The 21,549-nt window shown below is 66.7% G+C and carries 22 protein-coding genes; all 22 read right to left on the reverse strand.

Annotated elements, in window-relative coordinates; genetic code table 11:
- Positions 1–219 precede the first annotated feature (219 nt).
- Positions 220–909 carry a hypothetical protein gene (locus VGL40_00845; protein ID HEY3313816.1) on the reverse strand — a complete coding sequence of 230 codons (690 nt, stop codon included), beginning with the start codon at positions 907–909 and terminating at the stop codon, positions 220–222.
- 165 nt (positions 910–1,074) lie between these two features.
- Entirely contained in the window at positions 1,075–1,605 is a 531-nt protein-coding gene (locus VGL40_00850) for a flavodoxin domain-containing protein (protein HEY3313817.1), read from the reverse strand.
- A 67-nt stretch (positions 1,606–1,672) separates the two neighbouring features.
- The gene (locus tag VGL40_00855) at positions 1,673–1,882 is read right to left on the reverse strand and encodes a hypothetical protein (protein ID HEY3313818.1); all 210 of its coding nucleotides are present in this window, start codon (positions 1,880–1,882) and stop codon (positions 1,673–1,675) included.
- 15 nt (positions 1,883–1,897) lie between these two features.
- Positions 1,898–2,125 (reverse strand): hypothetical protein, encoded by a 228-nt coding sequence (locus tag VGL40_00860; protein ID HEY3313819.1) that lies wholly within the window; start codon positions 2,123–2,125, stop codon positions 1,898–1,900.
- A 187-nt stretch (positions 2,126–2,312) separates the two neighbouring features.
- Positions 2,313–4,889, reverse strand: a complete 2,577-nt coding sequence (locus VGL40_00865) for a LuxR C-terminal-related transcriptional regulator (protein HEY3313820.1) — start codon at positions 4,887–4,889, stop codon at positions 2,313–2,315.
- Positions 4,890–5,036: 147 nt separating this feature from the next.
- A complete protein-coding gene (gene fni, locus VGL40_00870; protein HEY3313821.1) occupies positions 5,037–6,137 on the reverse strand; it encodes a type 2 isopentenyl-diphosphate Delta-isomerase in 1,101 nt (366 codons plus the stop codon).
- Between the two features lie 165 nt (positions 6,138–6,302).
- Entirely contained in the window at positions 6,303–6,596 is a 294-nt protein-coding gene (locus VGL40_00875; GenBank protein ID HEY3313822.1) for a hypothetical protein, read from the reverse strand.
- Positions 6,596–7,480, reverse strand: a complete 885-nt coding sequence (locus VGL40_00880) for a dipicolinate synthase subunit DpsA (protein HEY3313823.1) — start codon at positions 7,478–7,480, stop codon at positions 6,596–6,598. Before VGL40_00880 ends, VGL40_00875 begins: the two co-directional genes overlap by 1 nt.
- A gap of 34 nt (positions 7,481–7,514) precedes the next feature.
- Complete coding sequence (locus tag VGL40_00885) at positions 7,515–8,093, reverse strand: VOC family protein (protein HEY3313824.1); 579 nt, start codon at positions 8,091–8,093, stop codon at positions 7,515–7,517.
- Positions 8,094–8,218: 125 nt separating this feature from the next.
- Complete coding sequence (locus VGL40_00890) at positions 8,219–9,628, reverse strand: UbiD family decarboxylase (protein ID HEY3313825.1); 1,410 nt, start codon at positions 9,626–9,628, stop codon at positions 8,219–8,221.
- A gap of 155 nt (positions 9,629–9,783) precedes the next feature.
- Entirely contained in the window at positions 9,784–9,969 is a 186-nt protein-coding gene (locus VGL40_00895) for a hypothetical protein (GenBank protein ID HEY3313826.1), read from the reverse strand.
- Between the two features lie 13 nt (positions 9,970–9,982).
- Positions 9,983–10,810 (reverse strand): alpha/beta fold hydrolase, encoded by an 828-nt coding sequence (locus tag VGL40_00900; protein ID HEY3313827.1) that lies wholly within the window; start codon positions 10,808–10,810, stop codon positions 9,983–9,985.
- A gap of 15 nt (positions 10,811–10,825) precedes the next feature.
- A complete protein-coding gene (locus VGL40_00905) occupies positions 10,826–11,269 on the reverse strand; it encodes a tripartite tricarboxylate transporter TctB family protein (GenBank protein HEY3313828.1) in 444 nt (147 codons plus the stop codon).
- Between the two features lie 47 nt (positions 11,270–11,316).
- Complete coding sequence (locus VGL40_00910; protein ID HEY3313829.1) at positions 11,317–12,729, reverse strand: UbiD family decarboxylase; 1,413 nt, start codon at positions 12,727–12,729, stop codon at positions 11,317–11,319.
- Positions 12,730–12,749: 20 nt separating this feature from the next.
- Positions 12,750–14,261 (reverse strand): tripartite tricarboxylate transporter permease, encoded by a 1,512-nt coding sequence (locus VGL40_00915; GenBank protein ID HEY3313830.1) that lies wholly within the window; start codon positions 14,259–14,261, stop codon positions 12,750–12,752.
- Positions 14,262–14,342: 81 nt separating this feature from the next.
- Positions 14,343–15,380 (reverse strand): tripartite tricarboxylate transporter substrate binding protein, encoded by a 1,038-nt coding sequence (locus VGL40_00920; protein HEY3313831.1) that lies wholly within the window; start codon positions 15,378–15,380, stop codon positions 14,343–14,345.
- Positions 15,381–15,426: 46 nt separating this feature from the next.
- Positions 15,427–17,628, reverse strand: a complete 2,202-nt coding sequence (locus tag VGL40_00925; GenBank protein HEY3313832.1) for a xanthine dehydrogenase family protein molybdopterin-binding subunit — start codon at positions 17,626–17,628, stop codon at positions 15,427–15,429.
- Entirely contained in the window at positions 17,618–18,115 is a 498-nt protein-coding gene (locus VGL40_00930; GenBank protein ID HEY3313833.1) for a (2Fe-2S)-binding protein, read from the reverse strand. The genes VGL40_00925 and VGL40_00930 overlap by 11 nt, the downstream gene beginning before the upstream one ends.
- The gene (locus VGL40_00935; protein HEY3313834.1) at positions 18,112–18,984 is read right to left on the reverse strand and encodes an FAD binding domain-containing protein; all 873 of its coding nucleotides are present in this window, start codon (positions 18,982–18,984) and stop codon (positions 18,112–18,114) included. The genes VGL40_00930 and VGL40_00935 overlap by 4 nt, the downstream gene beginning before the upstream one ends.
- A complete protein-coding gene (locus VGL40_00940; protein HEY3313835.1) occupies positions 18,984–20,324 on the reverse strand; it encodes an FAD-dependent oxidoreductase in 1,341 nt (446 codons plus the stop codon). Before VGL40_00940 ends, VGL40_00935 begins: the two co-directional genes overlap by 1 nt.
- 16 nt (positions 20,325–20,340) lie before the next feature.
- Entirely contained in the window at positions 20,341–21,012 is a 672-nt protein-coding gene (locus VGL40_00945; GenBank protein HEY3313836.1) for an FCD domain-containing protein, read from the reverse strand.
- A gap of 349 nt (positions 21,013–21,361) precedes the next feature.
- Positions 21,362–21,549 (reverse strand): FCD domain-containing protein (locus VGL40_00950; protein HEY3313837.1); only part of this gene is annotated, 188 nt, incomplete at its 5' end.

Below are 21,549 nucleotides of genomic sequence, written 5' to 3' on the forward strand. Positions count from 1 at the left end.
CTGCCAGACGGCTCAACAGATGGGGGCGGCCGACCAGGTTCGGCCTGAGCGGCGGGGCGAACATCTTGGTGTTCAACAAAGGATGCAGCATGGCCCTCGCCTCCGACGGCCTGTTTCCACGAGGGGGGCGATTGTTCCTGCTATCTTGGCCGACGCCCGGGACGCAGAAGGAGCCGTGGCCGATTGGCCGCGGCTCCTCGTTTTGAGCGTTGATGAGGGTCACTTGCCTGAGACGGTCCCCCCAGCCGGGGCTACCGCTGGGGCGGGGGCTTCACGGTACATCTGGTCGGGCGCCAGCCAGTTCGGGAACCGAGCACGCAGGCTCGACCGCATGGCAAAGCACAGGTGGCACGCGTCCGCGTAGTTCTCCTGCTCCGGAGGGCCGAAGACCCGGGCCAATTCGGCCGGGCCGCCCGCCAGGAGCGGCGCGACCACCGGGTGCTTGGCCGGGTCATAGCTTCGGACCAGCTTGGAGAGAGGGGTCTCAAAGCTATTGCCCATGACCAGGCCCTGGCAGAGATGCACCCAGCCAAGGGCGTCCAGGTGGACGCGGTCGGGGTCATCCAGCCGCTCGTGGGGACAGCGCGTGAACGTCGACCATGGACGGCCGGGCACCTTCCCGGCCAGCTTGTCCGCGGCTCTCCCCCGGTACATCACGTCGCCCTGGCACCCTGGCTCCACGTGGATGGTCCCGGTGGGAATCCCCAGTTCGCGGGCGACCGCCCGGGCGGTGGCGGCCAGGCCGGTGTTCTCGTGCAACTGGTCATCGCTGATGGTCAGGTCCGCCAGGCCCAGGGCCGCCAGCGGCCTGAGCTTCCGCGCCGCCTCGTCAGGCGTGGTCGCCCAATGGGCGTTGCTGACCACCCCGACCTCCCAACCGCGCTTGCGAGCCTCCCGAACGCTTTCCACCAGCCGGTCGTACCTGAGGAATGGCTCGCCACCTTCGAAGTAGACGGACTTGATCGTCCCCAGGCGCCGGCCTTGGTCAAAAAGGCAGCGGATGGTATACAGGTCAAAGTCGATCCGGGCGTTGGGGCTGCCGAAGACGAAGCAGTTCAGCCCCCGATATTGACGTCAGGAGTCTTTCTTCGGTCGATTCTGGTCTTTCAGTTCCTCGGCGATCGCCGTCGCCCAGGAGGCGATGGCCTTCCAGTCACGGAATTCGCCGAGCGGAGCCTTGACCCTGTTCATGATCCATCTCTCGAACGCGTTCAACCGCTCCCGATTCGCCGTGCCGCCAAACACCGCGATGTCGCGGGGCCGGATGCGGTCGGCGACGGGCCGCAGGCCCTTGGGAAGGCGCCCATCATCCATGAACGCCGCCGGCCCCCCACCCGTAGGCCCGCTCGAGAACAGCCACACCGACCGACTGGACAGCTCCCGCTCCTTGGCTTTGAGGAAAGTCGCCGCGGACTTGCGCCATCCGCCAATGTACACCGCGCTGCCCAGGACGACCGCCCGGTACGGGGTCAGGTCACCAACGCGGTCCACCGGGAGGACGTCCGTTTCCAGCCCCGCCTCACGGAGCACCTGGCCGATCCTTTCGGCGATTTCCGCGGTGGCTCCATACTTGCTGGCGTAGGCCACCATAGTCTTCGTTTCCACGTCATTCATCCCCTTCGTGTACTGACCGACTGTCCGGCCCCGGAGAGGCCGGCTCGACGACAACGGATCACCGGCTCCCCTTTCGGGACACCTTCAGCATGGCCCAGATCAGGGTGAAGCCCGTGACCGCGACGGTAATGAGGCCGAAAACCAGGTGGAATAACCTGACCTGCGAGGGATTGATGGGCTGCCCGGAACCGGTGCAGAAGGCGGCGGCGAAGCCGGAGCCGATCTCGACAAGCAATAGGATCAGTGACAAGATGCTCATGATCTTCACTAGAATCCCCTCCTTTCACGGGCGTTTCCCGGACGAGCCTGTCGGCGTCGCCTCGACCCGCACCGAGATAAGTTGCAGGTCGAGGTTGCGGATCAGGGCCAGGACCCCGAACAGCGCTGCCTGGTCCGGCAGGCTGCCGACAAGCACCGTCTCATCCGGCGTATCGTTGAGCTGTTGCATTCCGGCGAACCACGCCGACCAGTCGCCGGTCAGGGTGCCGCGCACCCTGATTTCACAGTCCACGGCCACCACCCCCAGTCCCGGTTTGCTTGCACCTCCATTCTGCCGTAACCGCAAGCGGGCGGCCTCTATCCGCGGATAGATTCCGTGGATAGAGACCACCCGGCCGGAAAGAAGCAAACCCGCCACGGTCGTGGCGGATTCGATTGCGTAAATTGCTCATTATGACATTCCGAAGGTCTTGGGGCGGTCATAAAAGCCCTAGTTCCCGGGCCCGCAGGAGGGCCTGCGTGCGGTTTTCCACATCCAGCTTGCCGAAGATGTGATGGACGTGGGTCTTGACGGTGCCGACGGTGACATAAAGAGCGGCCGCCATTTCATGGTTGGAGCGCCCCTGCGCCATCAGCCGCAGGATGTCACGCTCGCGGGGACTCAGCGGCTCCCCACCCGGGCCGGCCGGCAGCAGCCGGGCGGCGTACGCCCCGGCCGGACCGCCCAGCGCCTGGGCCCGGATCAGTAGGTCCGCCAGGACCCCGCCGGACTCGGCCCGCCAGATGCTGCGCACGAACCCCTCCGGCTCCGCCAGCTCCAACGCCCGCTGCAACGGCTTCACTGAGCGCAGGGCCACGGCCTGGAGCGACAGGATCTCGATGAGCCGGCCGCCGCGCCCGCCTTCCTCGGCGGCCGCCGCCAGCCGCCCAAGCAGCTGCGCCGCTTCCGGGCGGCCCTCGGCCAGCCAGACCCGGGCCAGCGTCAGGTCGGGCAGCTCGGTTCGGTAGGAGAGCCCTGGAGTCCGCTGGGCTGCCCAGCGCTCAGCCGCGGCCCGGTTGCCTGCCGCCAGCCAAGCCTGGACGAGCAGAGCTTGCACCGCGGGCTCGGCATCATCGCTCATCTCCGCGTGTCCCGGCCGGACCGCGGCGCCCAGGGCGGCCAAGGCCGCGGCCGGATCCCCCTGCGCCAGGGCCACGGCAGCCACCGCGCAGCCTGGCCAGACGTGGGCAACGGCGTTGGCGCTCTGCCAGGCCGCGGCGAAGCGCTGCCCCACCCCCGCCTGCGTGGCCGCGGCGGCCGTCTCCCCGCGTTCCAGGAGAAGGAGCGAGAGCATCGCGTGGAGATGGCCGTTCAGGAAGAAGCGCTCCTCACCCCGGGCCTGGATGTACGCCAGGTACTCCTGGCAAATCGATTCCGCCTCCCGCCGCCGCCCCTGCTGGTAGCGGATGTTGGCCAGGCCGCAGGCGGCAAAAGGTATACCCCCGTAACTCTGCGAACGGACGTCCCGCTGGATGGCACCGGCCAGGGTGTCCGCCGCCGCCTCGAGGTCGCCCGACGTCTGCTGGAGGTTGGCCAGCATGATCTCCGCGCTACCGCGCATGGCCACGTGAGTCTCCGGGATGAACCGCGGCGCGCTGACTTCGACCTCGGTCAGGCGGTACGGCGCGCCTGTCAACTCGGCGATACAGGCCCTAATCAGGGCGAGGAAGGCGCTCAGATCTGGCGACGGCGCATCAAGCAGAAGCTCCTGAGCCACCTCCGCCATCTCGGCCGCCGCTTCCAGCCGTCCGCTCAGGACGTTGTTGTAGGCGAGCATTACACTGAAACTGGGTCGGGATCGGGCCACGGCCGGCGGCAAATCAGATAGCACTCGGATATGGTCGGCGAAGGACCACATCCACCAGCCGTCGCTGTGCTGCTCAATCAGCCGTCCGGCCAGGGCATGGTCTCCCGCCGCCAGGGCGTGGTGCACCGCGTCAAGACTCAGGCCCTGGGCGTCATACCACTCCGCCGCCCGTTGGTGCAACACTGGTACCAGCTCCGGTTCACCCTGCTGCAGGTGGGCCCGGAGGAGGTCCGCGAACAGGTGGTGGTATCGATACCAGCCCCTCGCCTCATCCAGGGGAATCAGGAAGAGATTGGCCCGCTCGACCTGGACCAGGAGATCGGCGCTCTGGCCGGTGCCGGTCACAGCGTCACACAGCGGCGCCGAAAGCCGCTCCAGCACGGCGGTGTGCAGCAGGAACTGGCGAATCGCCGCAGGTTGTCGGGAGATGACCTCTTCGACCAGGTAGTCGGCGACGTAGCGGTTGCTGCCGGCGAAGCCGACCACGAAATCATGGGGGTTGGGGTGTCCACGCAGCGACAGGGCCGTCAACTGCAGGGCGACGGGCCAGCCCTCGCTACGCTCCGCCAGCAGGTCCAGGTCGCCGGGGTCGAGTTCACAGCCCGCCGCCCCATTCAGGAGGGTCGCGACCTCGGCGGGGCTGAAACGAAGATCGGCTGTCCGCAACTCCACCAAACCCTGCTGGGCCCGCAGGCGCGCCAACGGCCAGGGCGGATCGGCCCGGGTGAGCACCACCAGATGGAGTTGCGGCGGCAGGTGTTCCAAGAGAAAGAGGACGCCACCATGGACCGGCGGTGACTCGATCACGTGGAAATCGTCGAGGACAAGCACGCAGCGGGTGTCCATGGCATTGATCAGCGGCGCCAGGTACACCTCCGGCGCCATTTGGGGCGAGTCGCGGAGGACCCCCAGGGCGTCGTCGGTCAATCCGGGGCAGATGGCCTGTAGCGCCGCGACCACGTATGACCAGAAGCGCAGGGGGTCGTTATCGTTTTGGTCAAGGGACAGCCAGGCCAGCGGCGGGGCGTTGCCGTCGACCGCGCGCCACTCACTGAGCAGGGTGGTCTTGCCGAACCCGGCCGGCGCTGATACCAAGGTCAACGGCCCCGTCAGGCCTGTCGCCAATCGGTTCACCAGATGGGGACGGCTGATCAGGTTGGGCTTGAGCGGCGGGGCGAACATCTTGGTTCTGAGTAATGGCTGCAGCAAGGTCCTCGCCTCCGACGGCCTGTTTCCACGCGCGGGGCCAAAGCTCCTGCTACCCAGGTTCGAGGATGAGATGAGGCCCCGCACCCGGCCCTGGCGACGGTGAGGAAACGGGCCAGGCTGGATGCGTCAGGCGGGCATCGGGGCGGGTCATCGCCCGGCCAGCCGGTCGACGTCGACGCCCCGGCGGGTAAGCCACTCGGCCGTCGGTCCGCACAGGATAACCGGCTTGCCCCTCAGTTCGCCAAGATCCCGCGAGCCGGTCAGGAGCATGACCGCCTTGAGCTGTTCGACCATCCCCCGGATCAGGTCGACGGCGGCCGCCTCGCCGGAGGTCAGAAGGGCGCGGACGATGGGTCCGGCGAGGCCCACGGCCGAGGCCCCCAGAGCCAGCGCCTTGGCCGCGTCGTGACCGGATCGAAGCCCGCCCGAAGCGACCACCTGGACCCGGTGGCCGACGGCGTCGGCCACCTCCACCAGGCTGGCCAGGGTGGGGATGCCCCAGGAGACGAGCCCCCTGGCGACGTCCTTCCCCCCACGCTCGCACTCGACGGCCGCGAAGTTGGTCCCCCCCGCTCCCCCGATGTCGACGGCGGCGGCCCCGAGTTCCGTCACGAGGAGGGCCGTCTCCCTGGACAGGCCGGCCCCGGTCTCCTTGACCATCACCGGGACCTGGACCGTCCGGATGACCTCTCGCAGGTTATGGAGGCGTCCGCGGAAGTCCCGCTCGCCCTCGGCCATGGCCAACTCGTGGGCCACGTTCAGGTGTACCTGGAGGAGGTCCGCGCCGATCATGGCCACCGCCCGGGCCGCGCCCTGCGGATCCACCTCGGCGCCGACGTTGGCGATGACCATCCCGCCGGGGTTCTCCCGGCGGGCCACGGCGAAGGTTTCTGCCAGAGCGGGGTCCTCGAGGGCCGCCCGCTGAGAACCCACGGCCATGGCCGCCCCCACCGCGCGGGCCACCCGGGCCAGCCCGGCCACGATCGGCTGGACCTCGGGGTGACCCCCGGTCATGGCCTCGATGACGATCGGGACAGCGAGGGTCCGGCCGAGCAGGTCAGCTTCCACGGTCACCTGCTCCCAAGCCAGCTCGGGCAGGGAACAGTGGATGAAACGGGCGTCCTCGAAGCCGGCCGACAGCGGACCGTCCCCTCCCGCGTGGACCATCCGGACGTGATCGAGTTTGCGCCTCGGGCGTTGGTCGTGGGCCTGGGCCTGGGACTTGGCCCGGGCCGGCGAATCACTCATGGCTTCCAGTCCTTTCGATCCCCTTGGAGAAGACCTACTACACTGATTCCCCGAAGTCCTTTCGGCCACCCGGGGCCGAAGTAAAAGCCCGTTCGGCCAGTGAAGGTCGAGCGGGCTTGGCTTGTCGATGATTCTTCCTTCGGGCGAGGGTCCGCCCGGCCCGAGTCACCCCCGGCCGCGCCCCCCCGGCCCCCGCCACCGGAAGCTCAGCGAGTTGTCCAGCCCCAGGTGGTCGAGGACCCGGCCGACGGTGTGATTGATGATGGGAACGATGGCCGTGGCGTCGACCCCGAAAGAGCCGGTGGCGATGGGGGCCGAGACGTCCCCATAGGCGTGCCCCGAATGGACGTACCGGGCCAGATCGGATGGGTCGTCGGGCCGGTCGGCCAGAGCCTGGAGAAGCCGGACCCCATAGACCGAACCGGTCGCTCCGGTGATCCCGACGGCGATCTTCCGCATCAGCCGCCGAGTTCCTCGGCCAGGATCCGCCGGACGCCCTTCCACTGGCTGCGGCCGACGGTGATCGGCGCCCGCGACCCGAGTCCGCGGGCCCAGATGGCCTTGCGGCCCAACTTCTTGGCGGCCTCGAAATCGACCCCACCGGGGGGCGCCGAGAGGTCCATGATCAGGGCGTCGGGGGCGGTCAGGGCGAGCATCTTCTCATCGAGGAGGCGGGCCGGGGCGGTGTTCATAATCACCTTGGCCCGGCCGATTCTGGACGCCAGGTCCTTGAGCTCCACCGGTTCGGCCCCCATCTCCCAGGCCCGGGCGAGCTGCACCGGGTTGCGGGCCACCAGTGTGACGTCGGCCCTCAGGGCCAGCAGGGTCCCGACGAGGGTCTGGGCCACCCGGCCGAAGCCGAGGACGAAGACGGGCTCGCGGTGCAGGGTGACTTCAGTGTTCTCGATGGCGATCCTTAACGCCCCTTCGGCGATGGCCCGCGACCTTAGGATCATCAGCTCATCGTCTTTCTCGTACTCGCGCAGGCGCATCCCCGCGTCGCCGATCGACTTGGCCAGGGTCGATGAGGCCCAACCCATGACCACCATCGCCGAGGCGGCGCACCGTTTCAAGTTATCCGGCCTGAGGTAGAGCTTCTCCGGCCACTTCGGCGCGTAGATACTGTCGTCCACGCCGAGTCCCGGGATGGGCAGGACCAACGCCCGGGCCCCGGTGACCGCGTCGGCCATCGTCTTCTCCTGAGGCCGTCCGGTGATCGCCTCGGCGCCGGTCGGAAGGCCGATCACCCTGACTTCCATGCCTTCCGCCTTCATCAATCTCAGGATTTCCAGTTCACGGGCGTCGCCACCGATGAGCGCCGCCTTTACTCCGGCCAGGGACATTCTCGTCCACCTCCGGTTCTGGGTGATCGAACGGCTACTTCCGTTCTCCGTCGTGGCCCTCAAGCTTGTTGCCGTCGGGGTCGAGAAAATAGACCGAGTTCCCATAGGGCGAGGACCTGGGGCCGTCGACGACCTTGGCCCCGGCGGCCTTCAGCGACTCGACCAGCCGGGCGAGGTCCCCGACCCGGAAGGCGACGTGGTCGACCGGGCCCGGCGCCGGCGCGTTGCCGGTGGTCAGCCCGATCCCTTCCTTCAGCACGACCAGGGGCGCGTCGCCGATGGTCCCCCGCGAATGGATCCGCAGCCCCACCACTTCGGTGTAGAAACGCACCGACCGCTCCAGGTCGGAGACTTTCAAAGCCAGGTGGGACAACCGGTGGACGTTGCCGAGGCGCTGTTCTTCGGCGGCCGCCCCGGCCTTCTCCGATTCATTGTCGATCCCGAGCCGACCGGCCCTCCCCCAGCTGTCCTTGGGGACGTCATGAATGATCACGTGGAGGTGCTCCGAGCCCACCTTACCGAAGTCGACCATGGCCCGGGTGATGGCTTCCACCAAGAAACGCTTCTGTTCGACGGTCCTGCCTTCCCACATCTCAACGGTGACGACTGGCAAGTTCCAACCCTCCAAGCGACGTTGTTCCCGGGGGGCCGCGTCGGGGCGCTGCTTGAGGCCCGCGGCCCCCCGGGGACTGCTCTGTATGGGCCGGTCCTTGTTTTCAGGACCGGCCGCTGGGTGCCTCAGCTGATGAAGTCCTTGAGGGAGAATTCATTGAGGCCCCTGGGCATGGCTCGGGTGAAGTGGTCGCGGGCGTCGGCCAGCCGCGTCGGCGGCTTGGTGGCGTCGATCCCCATCTTCGAGCCGACCCTGATCCCCGGGGCGTAGCCCGGCGGGGTGACCAGTTCGAGCGAGGCGTCGAGGGGGTGACCCAGGGTGTCGGGGACGATGAAGATGTCCTTGGCCGGGTTGACCCGGGTGGAGATGGACCACAACAGGTCTTTCTCACTGTGTGGGTCGACGTCGTCGTCGACGGCGATGGCGATCTTGGTGTGGATGTACTGGTGGGCCAGGGCGGCCATCAGGACCAGCCGGGCCTGTCCGTCCAGGTTGGGGGTCATCTTGATGACCAGGATGTGGGACCCGCCGGCGCACGGCAGGGCGACGACGTCCTTCAGGTCGACGTATGAACCGACGTCCCGAAGGCGGTCGAAGAGGACGACCTCCATCGGCATCCCGTCGAGGATCTGCGATTCGGAGACCGGCCGCCCGCCCTGGAGGGCGTAGAAGATGGCGTCCTTGCGCATGGTGATGGCGGTCACTTCGAGGTATGGGTTGTTGCCGGAGCCGGCCCGGGCGTACCCGGTGTGCTCGGCGAAGGGGCCTTCCTTCTCCCGGGCGTTGGGGGCGATCAGGCCCTCGATGACCACTTCCGACCAGGCCGGGACTTCCATGTCGATGGTCTTGCACTTGACCATCTCGACCGGTTCGCCGAGAAGCGTCCCGGCCAGGTCGAGCTCGTCGACCCCCAGGCTCATCGTCCAGTTGGCGGCTAGGTAGAGGGCACCGTGGTGGCCGATGGCGATGGCGATCGGGCAGGGCTTGTTGAGGGCGTCCCACTTCCGGCGGATGAGGTCCATGTGCCGGCCCTCGACCATCATGACCCCCATCTTGTTCTTCCCCTTGACCTGGTGGCGATGGAGGGAGACGTTGCGAATGCCGGTTTCGGGGTCCTTGACGATGCCCAGGCCGCCGCCGACATAGGGGCCGGCGCAGAGGTCGGAGTGGGTGTGGATGGGCAGCTTGGACAGGTCGACCTGGTCCCCGGTCCAGACGATCTCCTGGCACGGGGCTTCCTTGACCATCTTCGTCGGGGTCAGGCCCTTCTGGAGCATCTGGCGCCAGTAGGGGATGAACTTGTCGGGGGTGGTCCCGATGCCGATGGCCAGCCGGCGCCGGCTGCCGTTCAGGTAGCTGGCGACCTTCCAGCCAGGATAGCCCTTGACGTTCTCAAACATGGCCGCCTTGCCCTGGTAGTTCTCAGCCTGCCAGGCCAGACCGCCGACGTTCTTGGCGACGTCGACTTCCTTCTTGATGTGCAGGATTTCCCCGGCCGCTTCGAGATCGGCCAGATAACTACGGAGATCCTTCAACGTTGGTCCCCCTTCTTAGAGGTTCATGGGTTTCTTGCTTTACTCCGCCGGCTCTTCGGCCTGGGTCGGTTGGCCTTCGGAAGGCTTCTTGTCGCGGCAGTTATGGGGCGCGGCGATGGCCAGGGCGGTCAGGATCCAGAGGCAAGCGCAAGAGGTCAATCTCCCTTTCGGGGGCGGCGGCGAAACCAGACCCAGCGGAAGATGAAGAAGCCGACGGCGATCCCGACGATCAGCCAGGACAGCTCCATTGGTTGCTGGAAACTCCGGGAGGGCTTCAAGAGAGAATAGATCATGAAACCAATCACCAGGACCGGGAAGATCAGCTTGGAACCGCGGGTCACGGGCATCCCCTCCTCAGTGAGCGGTGTAGAACTCGATCATCAGCCGGTGAACCAGCTCGGGCTCCTGGACGAAGATGCCGTGGGCGCAGCCGGGAATCAGCTCGAGTCTGGCGCCGGGGATCTTCTCGGCCAGGACCTGGGAGGAACGGACGTGGTTGCCGGTGCCCCGGACGACGTTGTCCTTGGCCCCTTCGAGGACCAGGGTCGGGGCCTTGATCTGATCCAGTCGGTCCAGGGTGTCGTGGTCCTGACGGGCGATGATGTGGCGGAGGTAAGCCTTGAGGGGCGTGTTGTCGAGGACGGCCTTGGCCTCCATCTTCCCCATCAGCTCGGGGTGAGACTTGGCGAATTCCTTTGGGAACATGAACTCGCAGGTGGCATAGTACTTCCGATACCCGTCGTAGCCGAGCTCGATCATCTCGAGGGCATGGCGCAACGGGATGCCCCGGGCCGGCACGAAGTCGTCATACCGCCCCGACCCGGTACAGGCCAGGACCAGGCTGCGGACGCGGTCCGGATAGTCGAGGGCCAGCCACTGGGCGATCCGGCCACCCATCGAGTGGCCGCAGACGCGGACCGGCTCCCGGACGCCGATGGCGTCGAGCAACTCGACGGCGTCGCGGGCAAACAACTGCATGCTGTAGTCCTTGTCGGGCTTGTCCGACTGACCGGTCCCCCGGTGGTCATAGACGATGACCTTGAACCGTTCCTTCAGCCGGGGGACGGTCTCCAGCATCCAACCGTGGTGGGAGCCCCCGGTGCCGGCAATGAGCAGCACCGGGGCTCCCTGTCCATGGACCTCGTAGTAGATGTTGATGTCACTTGGCTTTACGCACGGCATGACAGTCCCTCCCCGTCAGTAACCGAGGGCCTGGAAGAGAAGCCCTTTGGGGAAGACGACCCCGGCCCCCGGGACGAAGATCAAGTAGAACCCGACGACCATGATGGCGATGACGATGCCGAGCTTGACCTTGCTCTTGGCCCTCAGGAGGAGGCCCATTGCATAGAGCATGGCCGCTCCGGAGATCCACATTCCAAACACGTAGACCAGGGCAATGAAGGCGGCCATGATCCCGAACACGGTGAGCGAAATCCGCCACTTGATCTTGGCTATCTTGGCCTGGGCCGGGTCGCTCACCAGCCGGAACAACTTGATCAGGAGGAGGACGACCGCCGCCCCGGAGACCAGCTTCGGCAGTTCGCTCGGCTGCTTCGGGTAGCCGGCAGCGATGACGAACAATCCGACGAATACGGCAATCAGGGCCAGAGTGAAGAGAATCTCGCTTGTGCGTTTCTGCATCTGGCGCTTACCCCTTTCCAGGTTGGGCCTGCTTGAGAAGGCCGTGACTAACGGCGAAGGAAGTCCTCGATGTTGAACTCCATTCCCTTGCCGAAGGATCGTTCGAAGTAGGCGCGCCGGTCGGGCTCGGTGATGGCCGGCTTGGTCGCGTCAATGCCCATCTTCGAGCCGACCCGGATATCGGGGAAGGTCCCCGGCGGGGTGACCAGCTTCAGAGAGGCATCAAGGTGCTGACCGCGGGTCCCCGGGACGATGAAGATGTCCTCGGCCGGGTTGACCCGAGTCGACAGCGACCACATCAGTTCCTTGACGTCGTGCGGGTCGATGTCGTCGTCTACGGCGATGGCGATCTTCGGGTGGATGTACGGGCTCGACAAGGCGGCCATCAGGACATCCGTGACCTGGCCCTGAATCTGCGGGGTCAGCTGGATGACGACGACGTGGGCGCCGCCGGCGCAGGGGACGACGACGATGTCCTTGAGGTCGACGTAGCCACCGACGTCCTTGATCCGGTTCCACAGGACGACCTCCATCGGGAGGGCGTCGAGGATCTGGGACGAGGCGATCGGCCGGCCGCCCTGGAGGGCATAGTAGATCGCATCCTGGCGTCTGGTGATCGCGCTGACGTGCATGAACGGGTTCTTACCCGAACCGGCCCGGGCGTACCCCGTGTGCTCGGTGAAGGGCCCTTCCATCTCCCGCTCGAAGGGGGGGACGAAGCCTTCGATGACCGTCTCGGCGTCGGCCGGGAGGTCGATGTCGACGGTCTCACCCTTGACGGTGCGGACCGGTTCGCCGAGGAAGGTGCCGGCCCACTCGAACTCGTCGACCCCGAACGGAAAGGTCCAGGTAGAAGCCAGGTAGTAGAGGGCATGGTGACCGCCGACCAGGGCGATCGGCATTGGCTCCTTGCGGGCCTCGTATTTTTGGTAGATCATGTGCATGTGCCGGCCGGGGTGCATCATTACGCCGAGTTTGTCCTTGCCCCTGAGCTGGTGCCGGTGGAGGGAGACGTTCTGGATGCCGGTCTCCGGGTCTCGGATGATCGCCATATGCCCGCCCATGTAGGGCGAGGCGTCGAGGACGGCCATCGTGTGGATGGGCAGGTCATACAGGTTGACCTTGTCGCCGGTCTGGATGACGTCCTTGACCGGACCCGTCGGGACGCTCACCTTCGGCGTCGGGCCGGTCATCAGGAGCTCGCGGAGCTTGGGGATGAACTCCCGCGGGGTGACCCCGAGGGCCAGGGCCATCCGTTTGCGGCTGGCTTCGGCGTAGCTGACCGCCCGCCAACCTGGGTATCCCTTTAGGTTGTGAAAGAGAGTTGCCTTGCCCAGACGGTTCTCGCCCTGCCACGCCAGACCACCGAGGTTCTGACCGGGGTCGACCTCGCGGTCGATATGGGCGACTTCGTTGGCTTCTTCGATCGTCCTGAGATAGGAGCGGAGATCCTTGGCCATGTGCGGATATACCTCCCGGACTAGTTGGTGGCCACCGAGTCGCCCTTCCGACCCGGCTTGGTGATTCTCTTGATCTGGGACCAGAAGATGGGTCCGAATACCGAGGCGATCAGGAGAGCCCACAGTACCCAGGTGATCGCGCCCTGGAAGAAGATGCTATAGGAATGATCAGAGATCAGAAGGGCTCGGTTGTAGTTGGACTCCACCAGGTCACCAAGGACCATGCCCAGGACGGCGGGGCCAAGGGGGTACTTGAAGGCCCGAAGTATGAAGCCGACGAACCCGAGGATCAGGATGGTCGTGAAGGCCTGCGGTTGCCCGTTCATCGCGTACGCCCCGATGAAGCAGACGAAGATGGTCCCCGGGAGCAGGTACTCGATGGGAACGCTGGTGATCTTGGCAAAAAAGCCGCCGAAGGCCAGGCCGACGATGACATACATGATACTGGCGACCATGATCGCCCAGAACATCCCCCAGACCAGCGGTCCGGAGTTCCTGAACAGCTCCATGCCAGGCCTGAAGCCGTACATCATCAGGGCCCCGAGGAAGATGGCCGACGTCGAACTGCCGGGAATGCCCAGGGCCAAGGCCGGGATCAGATGGGCCGGTTGGACGGCGTTGTTGGCCGCCTCCGGGCCGATGACCCCCTCCGGGGCACCATTGCCGAACTCCTCGGGGTGCTTGGAGACCTTTTGCTCGATGGTATAGGACATCATGCTGCTGACCCCGATCCCGATGCCGGGGAAGACCCCGAGGACCGTGCCAATGACCGAACCGCGCAGGGTGGCCCAGGGGTACTTGATAATCGACAGTAGCCCCTTGAAGGTGCTGTCCTTGACCCGGATCCGATAGCCGGCTTCTTCCTCATCCTCCTGCATCGCTTCGACCAGGCTGGAGAGGGCGAAGAGACCGATCATCGCCAGGCCGAACTCGATCCCGGCATAGAGGTACGTGGTCCCGAAGCTGTAGCGGATGAAACCGGTGGTCAGATCATAGCCGATGAAGCTGAGCATCAACCCGACCATGGCAGCGACCACACCCTTGATGGGGTCGCCACCGGAAAGGCCGCCGACCATCGTCAGGCCGGCCAGGCCGAGGAGCGTGTACTGGGCGGGCCCGATCTTCACGGCGAACTCAGCCATCGGAGGAGCGGCGACCATCAGAACGACCGTCCCAAGGACGCCGCCGAAGAAGGAGGCGCCCATCGACAGGCCGATCGCTTCGCCAGCCCGCCCCTTGCGGGCCATCGGGTAGCCGTCAAAGCAGGTGGCCACGGCGCCCGAGCCGCCGGGGACGTTGATCAGGATCGACGAGATGGAAGCGCCGTAACCGTCGGCGGCCCAGAGGCCGAGGAGCATGGCCAGACCGAAGATTGGCGGGGCGCTCAGAAGGAACGGAAGGAGCAGGGTCAGGCCGACACCAGCGCCGATCCCGGGGACGACCCCGATGATGATCCCAACGAACACCCCGAGGAAAATGGCCAGCAGGGATAGCGGGCTCAGCGATAGGGCGAGGCCTTGCAGCACTTCCACAATGACTACCCCCTTAGGAGACCTGCCTTCCGGAGTTCGACCGGCCGGGTCGAACCCCGGAAGACTTGTTAACTCGGCCGACTACTTGCCCGACTGGACCCTCGCCAGCTCTTCCTGGAGCTTCGGGAGCACCTTGAGGGCCTGAGCTTCATAACCCTTCAGGAAGTCGAGGTACTGCTGGCCGTTCCAACCGGAGCCGATAGGCTTCTTGGCCGTCTTGGCCCAGTTCTGGAAGTCCGGGTTCTTGAAGGCTGTGGAGACTGCGTTATCCAGGGCCTTGACCACGTCATCCGGGGTCCCGGCCGGAGCGAAGAGGCCGACGGCCCAGTTGAGGGTCAGTTCCGGATGGCCCATTTCTTTGAAGGTGGGGATGTTCGGATACCCTTCGTAGCGGCTGTCCAAGCTGATGCCGAGCATGTCGACCCGGGTGAGGTCGACGGCGTCGCCGGACAGGCTGACCATCGCGGCTTCCACATGGCCACCCAGGAGCGCGGCCATGGCCTCACCGCCGCCCTTGTTGGGGATGTAGGTGAACTTGGCGCCATAAGCTTCGGCCACCTGGAGCATGGTGGTGTGATCGCTGGAACCGATGCCGGTGGCCCCGGCAACGTTGATCGTCTTGGTCTTGGAGGCCGCGACGAGGTCGTCGATGGTCTTGTAGGTGCCCTTCCGGACAACGATGCCGTTGCCGTCACCAGTCAGGAAGGCGCCGAGAGACTTCCACGAATCGAGGAACGGCTGCTTCATGGCGAGTTCTTTCTCATAAAGGTGGAGGCTGACGACGATCGGCGTGGTCACGGTCAGAAGGGTGTAGCCGTCGGCCGGGTCCTTGGTCACCCGGGCGATGGCCGCCACCGAGCCGGGGCCGGGGACGTTCTCGACCAGGATCGGTTGACCGAGGGCCTTCTGGAGGTAGGGGGTGATGCCGCGGACCATCGTGTCGGCCCCGCCGCCCGGGTTCATCGGAACGATGATGGTGATCGCCTTGGACGGGAACTTGGCGGTCTTCTTGTTGGCGCAGCCGGCCGTCAGGGTGACGGCCATGATCAGGACCATAAGGAGAGCGACGAGGGCCAGTTGGGTCCGTCGACGGGCGAGGGAACTAACCAGTCTGCTCACAAGGGCACCTCCTGCAGGTTTCGCATTAGCTCACGCACCAAAGGTTCTACCGACAAAGCGAGCGATAGATCTCTTCCATCGTGATGGGCAGGGCCAAAAAGCGGCTCCCGGTCGCCGCGCAGATGGCGTTGGCGACCGCCGGAGCGGTTGGAATCGAGGCCGGTTCGCCGATCCCCTTGGCGGCGAACGGTCCGGCGCCATCACTACTGGTCACGGCCTGGGCCGTCACCGGCGCCGCGGTATCCGGGGCGGTTGGGATCAGGTAGGTGTGGAAGTTGGGATTCATGACCCAGCCAGCGGCCAGCTGAACCACCTCGTACAGGGCATAGCCCAAGCCGTTGGCCACCCCGCCCTCGACCTGACCACTGAAGAGCATGGGGTTGATCACCTGGCCGACATCATACGCCGCCAGCGCCCTCCTCATCTCCACCTTCCCGGTGGCCGGGTCGACGGCGACCTTGATCGCCTGAACCCCATAGGTGTAGGTGCTGTACGGGTCACCTTGGCCGTTCTCGTCCAAGGCCGTGCTGTCGGTCCCAAAGACTCCGTCCACCTCGAGTTGGGAATCCACATCGCCACCTTTGGTTTGGATTAGCTGTCGCATCTTTCGGGCCGCGTCCTGGACCGCCCGGCCGACGACCACGGTCGTTCGCGAGGCGCTGGCCGGACCGGTTTCCGGGGATGAGGCCGAGTCGGCCGGGACCACCTTGACCGTCGACCACGGAACGCCCAATTCCTCGCAGGCGATCTGGGCCAGGATCGTGGTGGAACCCTGTCCGACGTCGGGGACGCCGACAAACAAAGTGAAGGTTCCGTCCGCCTCCCGGCGGAGCCGGCAGCGGCCGACGTCCTCCGTCGCGGTCCGGCCGTTGCCGTAGTAGAAGAGGGCAATCCCCCAACCGGTTTTCTCGCCGGGACTGGTGGACCCGGCCGTGGACCCGGCCTTGGTCCCGGCCGCCGCGTCGCGACCGCCCTCTCGGACCGGCTCTTCCCGATCCAGGAGGTCGCGGATGCCGGTGAGGCAGGCCTCGGCCCCACAGCCTTCCGGAACCACCTGACCGGTGACGGTGGTCAGGCCGGGCTTGAGGACGTTCCGCCGCCTGACCTCGATCGGGTCGAGCCCCAGCCTGGCGGCGATGATGTCCATCTGGACCTCGTGGGCGAAGGCCACCTGCGGGACGCCGTAGCCCCTCATCGCCCCGGTGACCGGTTGGTTGGTGAAGACGGCCTTGCCCTCGACGTCGACGTTGGGGATGTAGTACGGGCCGGCGCAGTGGATCGCCGCCCGGGCGATGACCGCCCGGCTCTCGCTGGTGTAGGCGCCGGCGTCGGCGACGATCTCCCCCTTGACCCCGAGGATGGTCCCGTCGCGGGCCACGGCATGGGTCAGCCGGACCACGTAGGGGTGGCGCTTGGCCGAGACCTGGAAGGTTTCCTGGCGGGTGTAGACCAGCTTGACCGGGCGCCCGACCTTGGCCGCGGCCAGCGCCGCCAGGCAGCCGCAGGGGATGTCGGGCTTGCCGCCGAAGCTGCCGCCGATGGTCGCGGCGATGATCCTGACCTTCTCCTTGGGCCGGCCCAGGACTCGCGAGATCTCGTCCCGCATCTGGTGGACCGTCTTGGTGGTGATCCAGACGTTCATGGTGTCGCCGTCCGGGCCGGCGACCGCCCCGTGGGGCTCGAGGAAGGCGTGATCGACGAAGGGGGTCTGGTAGACGTTCTCGACGACCAGGTCGGCCTGGCTGAGGACGGCGGCGAAGTCGCCCCGTCTGACCCGGCTCTGACAGCACAGGTTGCCTTTCTCGGTCAGCCGCGGGGCTCCGGGTCGCAGGGCCTCTTCGGGCGAGAACACCCCGGGCAGGGGCTGATAATCCACCTTCACCACGGACGCGCCCGCGGCCGCCACTTCTGCCGTCGTCGCGACCACCAGGGCCACGGCCTCGCCGAGGAACCGAACGTGGTCGCCGACGAGGACCGGTTGGTCCCGGACGGCCCGGGAGCCGACCAGGTTGACCCCGGGCACGTCGGTGGCGGTGAGGACGGCCACGACCCCCGGAAGGGCCATCGCCTCGGCCGTGTCAATGGCGCGGATGAGGGCGTGGGCATGGGGGCTCCGAACGGCCCGGGCGTGCAGCATTCCGGGCAATTCGAGGTCGGCGACGTAGACCGCTTTACCGGTGGCCTTGTCCGGCCCGTCGACGCGGAGGACCGTTTGTCCAACCACCCTCAGGCCCAACTCAACGGCCATGGCCCACCCCACCTTTGGCGGCCGCCATCTCTCGGCCGGCCTCGAGGACGGCCTGGACGATCTTGGCGTAACCGGTGCATCGACAGAGGTTGCCGGCAAGGGCCGCCCTGACCTCGTCCTCGGACGGATTGGGGTTCTCGGCCAGAAGGGCCGTGGCGGTCATCATCATCCCGGGTGAACAGAAGCCACACTGGATCGCCCCATTGTGCAAGAAGGCCCGCTGGACCGGATGGAGATCCGATCCCGCCAGGCCTTCGATGGTCGTAATGGAATGCCCGTCGGCCTCGACGGCCAACACCAAACAGGAATTGACCGGCCTGCCGTCGAGCAGGACCGTGCAGGCGCCGCAATCGCCGGACCCGCAGCCTTCCTTGGTCCCGGTGAGGTGGAGCACCTCACGGACCATCTGAAGGAGGGTCATGCCGGTGGGAATCTCGAGGGAACGGTCCTGGCCGTTGACCTTGACGTGGATCGTCGCATCGCTCACCGGGCTGACCTCCCAAAGGCCGTCATGATGCCGCGGGTGACCAACTCCTCGACCATCTCCGCCCGGTACCAGGCGCCGGCCCGGGGATCGGAGATCGGGGTGGCGGCCCCTCGGGCCGCCCGGCCGGCTTGCCTGGCTAGGTCCTCCCCGGGGGACTGCCCGATCAGCACGGCTTCCGCCGCCGGGACCCGGAAGGGTTTGGGGGCCACCGAGCCCAGGGCGATCCGAGCGTCGGCGACCCGCCCGTCGACGAGGCCGAGCCAGACGGCCATGTTGACGATGGCGATGTCCATCGCCTTGCGGGGGCCGTGCTTGATGTAGGCCCCGGCGTACGTCGCCCGCGGGGCGGCGGGCGCCGGGCAGGACAGGCCGATCATGATCTCCCCCGGCGCGATGGCCGTCCGCCCCGGACCGACCAGGAACTCGGCCAAGGGCATCTCTCGCGTCCCCCCGGCCGAGGCCAGGGCCACGACGGTGTCGGCGACCAGCAGGGGGCAGGCCGTCTCGGCCGCCGGTGAGGCGTTACAGAGATTCCCGCCCACCGTCGCCCGGTGCCTCAGCTGGTATGATCCCAGCTGCCGGGCGGCCTCGGCCAACGGGGACAGGAGGGAAGCGACTTCCGGCGACCCGGCGATCTCGTGGGCCGTGGTCATGGCCCCCAGGTGGAGACCGTCGCCGGTCCGGGTGATCCCTTTCAACTCCGGGACGCCCTTCAGGTCGACCAGGGTGGCGCAGGGCGACCCCTTCTCTCGTGAGGCCACCAAGAGGTCGGTGCCCCCGGCCAGCGGCCTCGCCCCGGGAAGGTCGCGGAGGAGGACGACCGCCGCCGCGAGGGTCTCCGGTCGGTGGTATTCCTGGACGCCGTACATCAGGCGTCCCCCCCGCCCGTCCCGGTCCAGGCCTTCCGAGCGCCGTTGCCCATGATTCCGAGCAGTCCAAGTCGGTTCAGCCGTTGCCTGACGGCTTCCCGGTCGGTGGAGTAGAGGCCCATCTCCCGCATCCGGGCGAAGTACGTGGAGCCGGAGAAGGTATAGCGGCGGGCCACTCCCTCGGGGCGGCGGACGGCCCGCCCGGTGTGGGCGATGAAGTCACCGATCAGGGTGTCCTCGGGCAACCGGAGCAGGGGCCGCCCGAAGTTGAGGTTGGCCGCGTTATGCCCGGCCAGCATCCCGGTGACGACGGCCTCGGTGTGGCCGACGATCAACCCGGCCTTCTCTCCGGCGCAGAACAGGTTGTCGAGGCCGTCGACGAGGAGGGTGTCCTGCTGGGGGGAGACGGCGAAGAAGCGCATCGAGTTGGCCCGGCCGGCCGCGCCCGGGTCGATGAAGCGGGCCCTCTCGAAACCGGCCATCGAGCGGAGCAGGTCCAACGGGAAATAGGGCGTCATCAGCTTGGCGTGGCCCGTGTCGAGGAGGATGAGGTTCTCGGCGAAATCGCTGTGCGCGTATTGGATGCAGGCCTTGAGTTTCAGTTTGGCATGGTTGGTCGAGGCTTTCGGTAGCTTCACGATGTAGACCCCGTCCCGCTCGAGCGGCCGACGGATCGCGTCGTCCAAGGACTCGAGGGCGATCTCGCAGGCCCCGCTCATCGCCCCGTACTTGCCCTCGGGGCGTTCGCCGACGAATTCCCTGACCCCGGCCTTGGTCACCAGGCTGACCCGACCGCCGTACGACGGGCAGCGCATGACGCACATGGCGCATCCGTTGCCGTGCTTGACGCAGTTGTTCATCGGGCCGAAGGTCCCGGTGGCATCGACGAAGGCGGCGGCCTTGAAGCGGTTGCCGGCCGCGTCGATGAGGGAGGTCAGGCGGCCTCCGTCGCGCTCGACGTCGGTCAGCCTTGTCTCCATGCGCACGGTCACTCCCCGGTCCCGCAGGATCTGGCGGACCGCGCCCTCGATCCTGGTGACATCATAGAGGCTGGCGTGGTGGTGACCCGGGAACTCGATCGGGGCGTGTCTGGCACATTCGTCCATCACTTGGAACAGGATGCCGCCGCCACCGAGGGCCAGGGCCTCCTCGGCCGCGGTGAAGCGGCCGTTGTTGCGGAAAATCCCGCCGACCAAGCCCAACCCGAGGATGGCGTCGGTCCTTTCGATGAGCAGCGTCCGCGCCCCGGCGCCGGCCGCCGAGAGCGCCGCCGCCGCCCCGGCCCAGCCGGCTCCGGCGATGACGACGTCATGTTCTGCCGGTGCTCCGCGTGATCCCAATCCTCTTCCCTCCCGGCTAAAGCTGGCGAACCGTGGCCTTCAGGGAGCCCATGTGACCGGCCATGGCGACCGAGGCCGCCACTGGATCGGCGCTCCTGAGGGCTTCGATGATCGGCACGTGTTCCGTCAACGAACGACCGGCGCGGCCTGGGACTGCCAGGACGGCGCGGCGATCGAAGATCACATGGTTGATCGATTTGGCCAGGCGAAGCAGGTATCCGTTGCCGGACATCTCGGCGATGAGGGCGTGGAACTCCAGATCCAGGTGCTCCAAGGAATCGACGTCGCGGTCCTGGGCGGCCCGCTCCCACTGGGCGACGTTCTCCTCGATGGCCCGGAGCAGTGGGCCGACCTCGGGCGCCTGCCTCGCCACCGCCTCGGCGGCCAGGGCGGCCGCCTTGACCTCGAGGGCCTCGCGGACATCAAGCAAGGCCAGCACATCGGTGCGGTGGTCGCTGAGCCAGGGGACCCAGTAGGCCGGGTCCTCGAGGGTCGTCGCGTGCTGGGAGACCAGGGTCCCGACCCCGTGCCGGACCTCGAGGTAGCCCAAGGAGGCCAGGCTTTGGATGGCCTCCCTGACGGTCGCCCGGCTGACCCCGAGCTGCGAGGCGAGCTCACGCTCAGCCGGCAGCCTGCCCCCCGGCTGGAGGGAGTGGTTCTCGATCAGGGTCTTGATTTGATCGGCCACTTGCTGGGAACCGTGCCTGGTCTGAACTCGTTCGAAGAGAGAAATCGCGACCCACTCCTTCCCACCTGGTTATCTTCGTCGGGGTTGGCTTCCTTGTGGTTAGGTGACTGGAGGTCTGACCAGTTGGGACGAAAGGTGATATTCCACGAAAGGCGTCAAAACCCTCCTTTTTTGGCCGACCCTCGAGCGAATCGACAGAGGCTGACATTTTGCCCGCAAGGCCCTACGTGACGGGCTTTGTCCCGATCGGCCCCCCCGACGACCGCAACAAAAAAGACGACAAAAAAACGCGCTGCCATTTCCTGGCAGCGCGGGTGGAGTCTTTGGGGTCGTCGGGCCCAATCCCGGCCTACGCGAGCTCTCTTACCGTGGCCTTCAGGGAAGCCATGTGGGCGGCCATGGCGGACGCGGCGGCGCCGGGATCGCCGCCCCGGATGGCCCGCCGAATCTGGCGGTGCTCAGCCAAAGACTGCCTTGATCGGCCGGGCACCGACATGACCCCTTTCCGGTCGCTGATCAGATGGTTGATCGAGGTGT

The sequence above is a fragment of the Bacillota bacterium genome (genome assembly GCA_036504675.1).
GTDB lineage: Bacteria > Bacillota > Sulfobacillia > JAJYWN01 > JAJZPE01 > DASXUT01.

What these genes read in the sequence shown, in the direction of transcription:
- VGL40_00875 (HEY3313822.1), bottom strand. Translation starts at nt 6,596, where the DNA reads ATGCGGAAGATCGCCGTCGGGATCACCGGAGCGACCGGTTCGGTCTAT.
- fni (HEY3313821.1), bottom strand. Translation starts at nt 6,137, where the DNA reads ATGAGTGATTCGCCGGCCCGGGCCAAGTCCCAGGCCCAGGCCCACGAC.
- VGL40_00900 (HEY3313827.1), bottom strand. Translation starts at nt 10,810, where the DNA reads ATGCCGTGCGTAAAGCCAAGTGACATCAACATCTACTACGAGGTCCAT.
- VGL40_00905 (HEY3313828.1), bottom strand. Translation starts at nt 11,269, where the DNA reads ATGCAGAAACGCACAAGCGAGATTCTCTTCACTCTGGCCCTGATTGCC.
- VGL40_00925 (HEY3313832.1), bottom strand. Translation starts at nt 17,628, where the DNA reads ATGGCCGTTGAGTTGGGCCTGAGGGTGGTTGGACAAACGGTCCTCCGC.
- VGL40_00935 (HEY3313834.1), bottom strand. Translation starts at nt 18,984, where the DNA reads ATGTACGGCGTCCAGGAATACCACCGACCGGAGACCCTCGCGGCGGCG.
- VGL40_00910 (HEY3313829.1), bottom strand. Translation starts at nt 12,729, where the DNA reads ATGGCCAAGGATCTCCGCTCCTATCTCAGGACGATCGAAGAAGCCAAC.
- VGL40_00880 (HEY3313823.1), bottom strand. Translation starts at nt 7,480, where the DNA reads ATGTCCCTGGCCGGAGTAAAGGCGGCGCTCATCGGTGGCGACGCCCGT.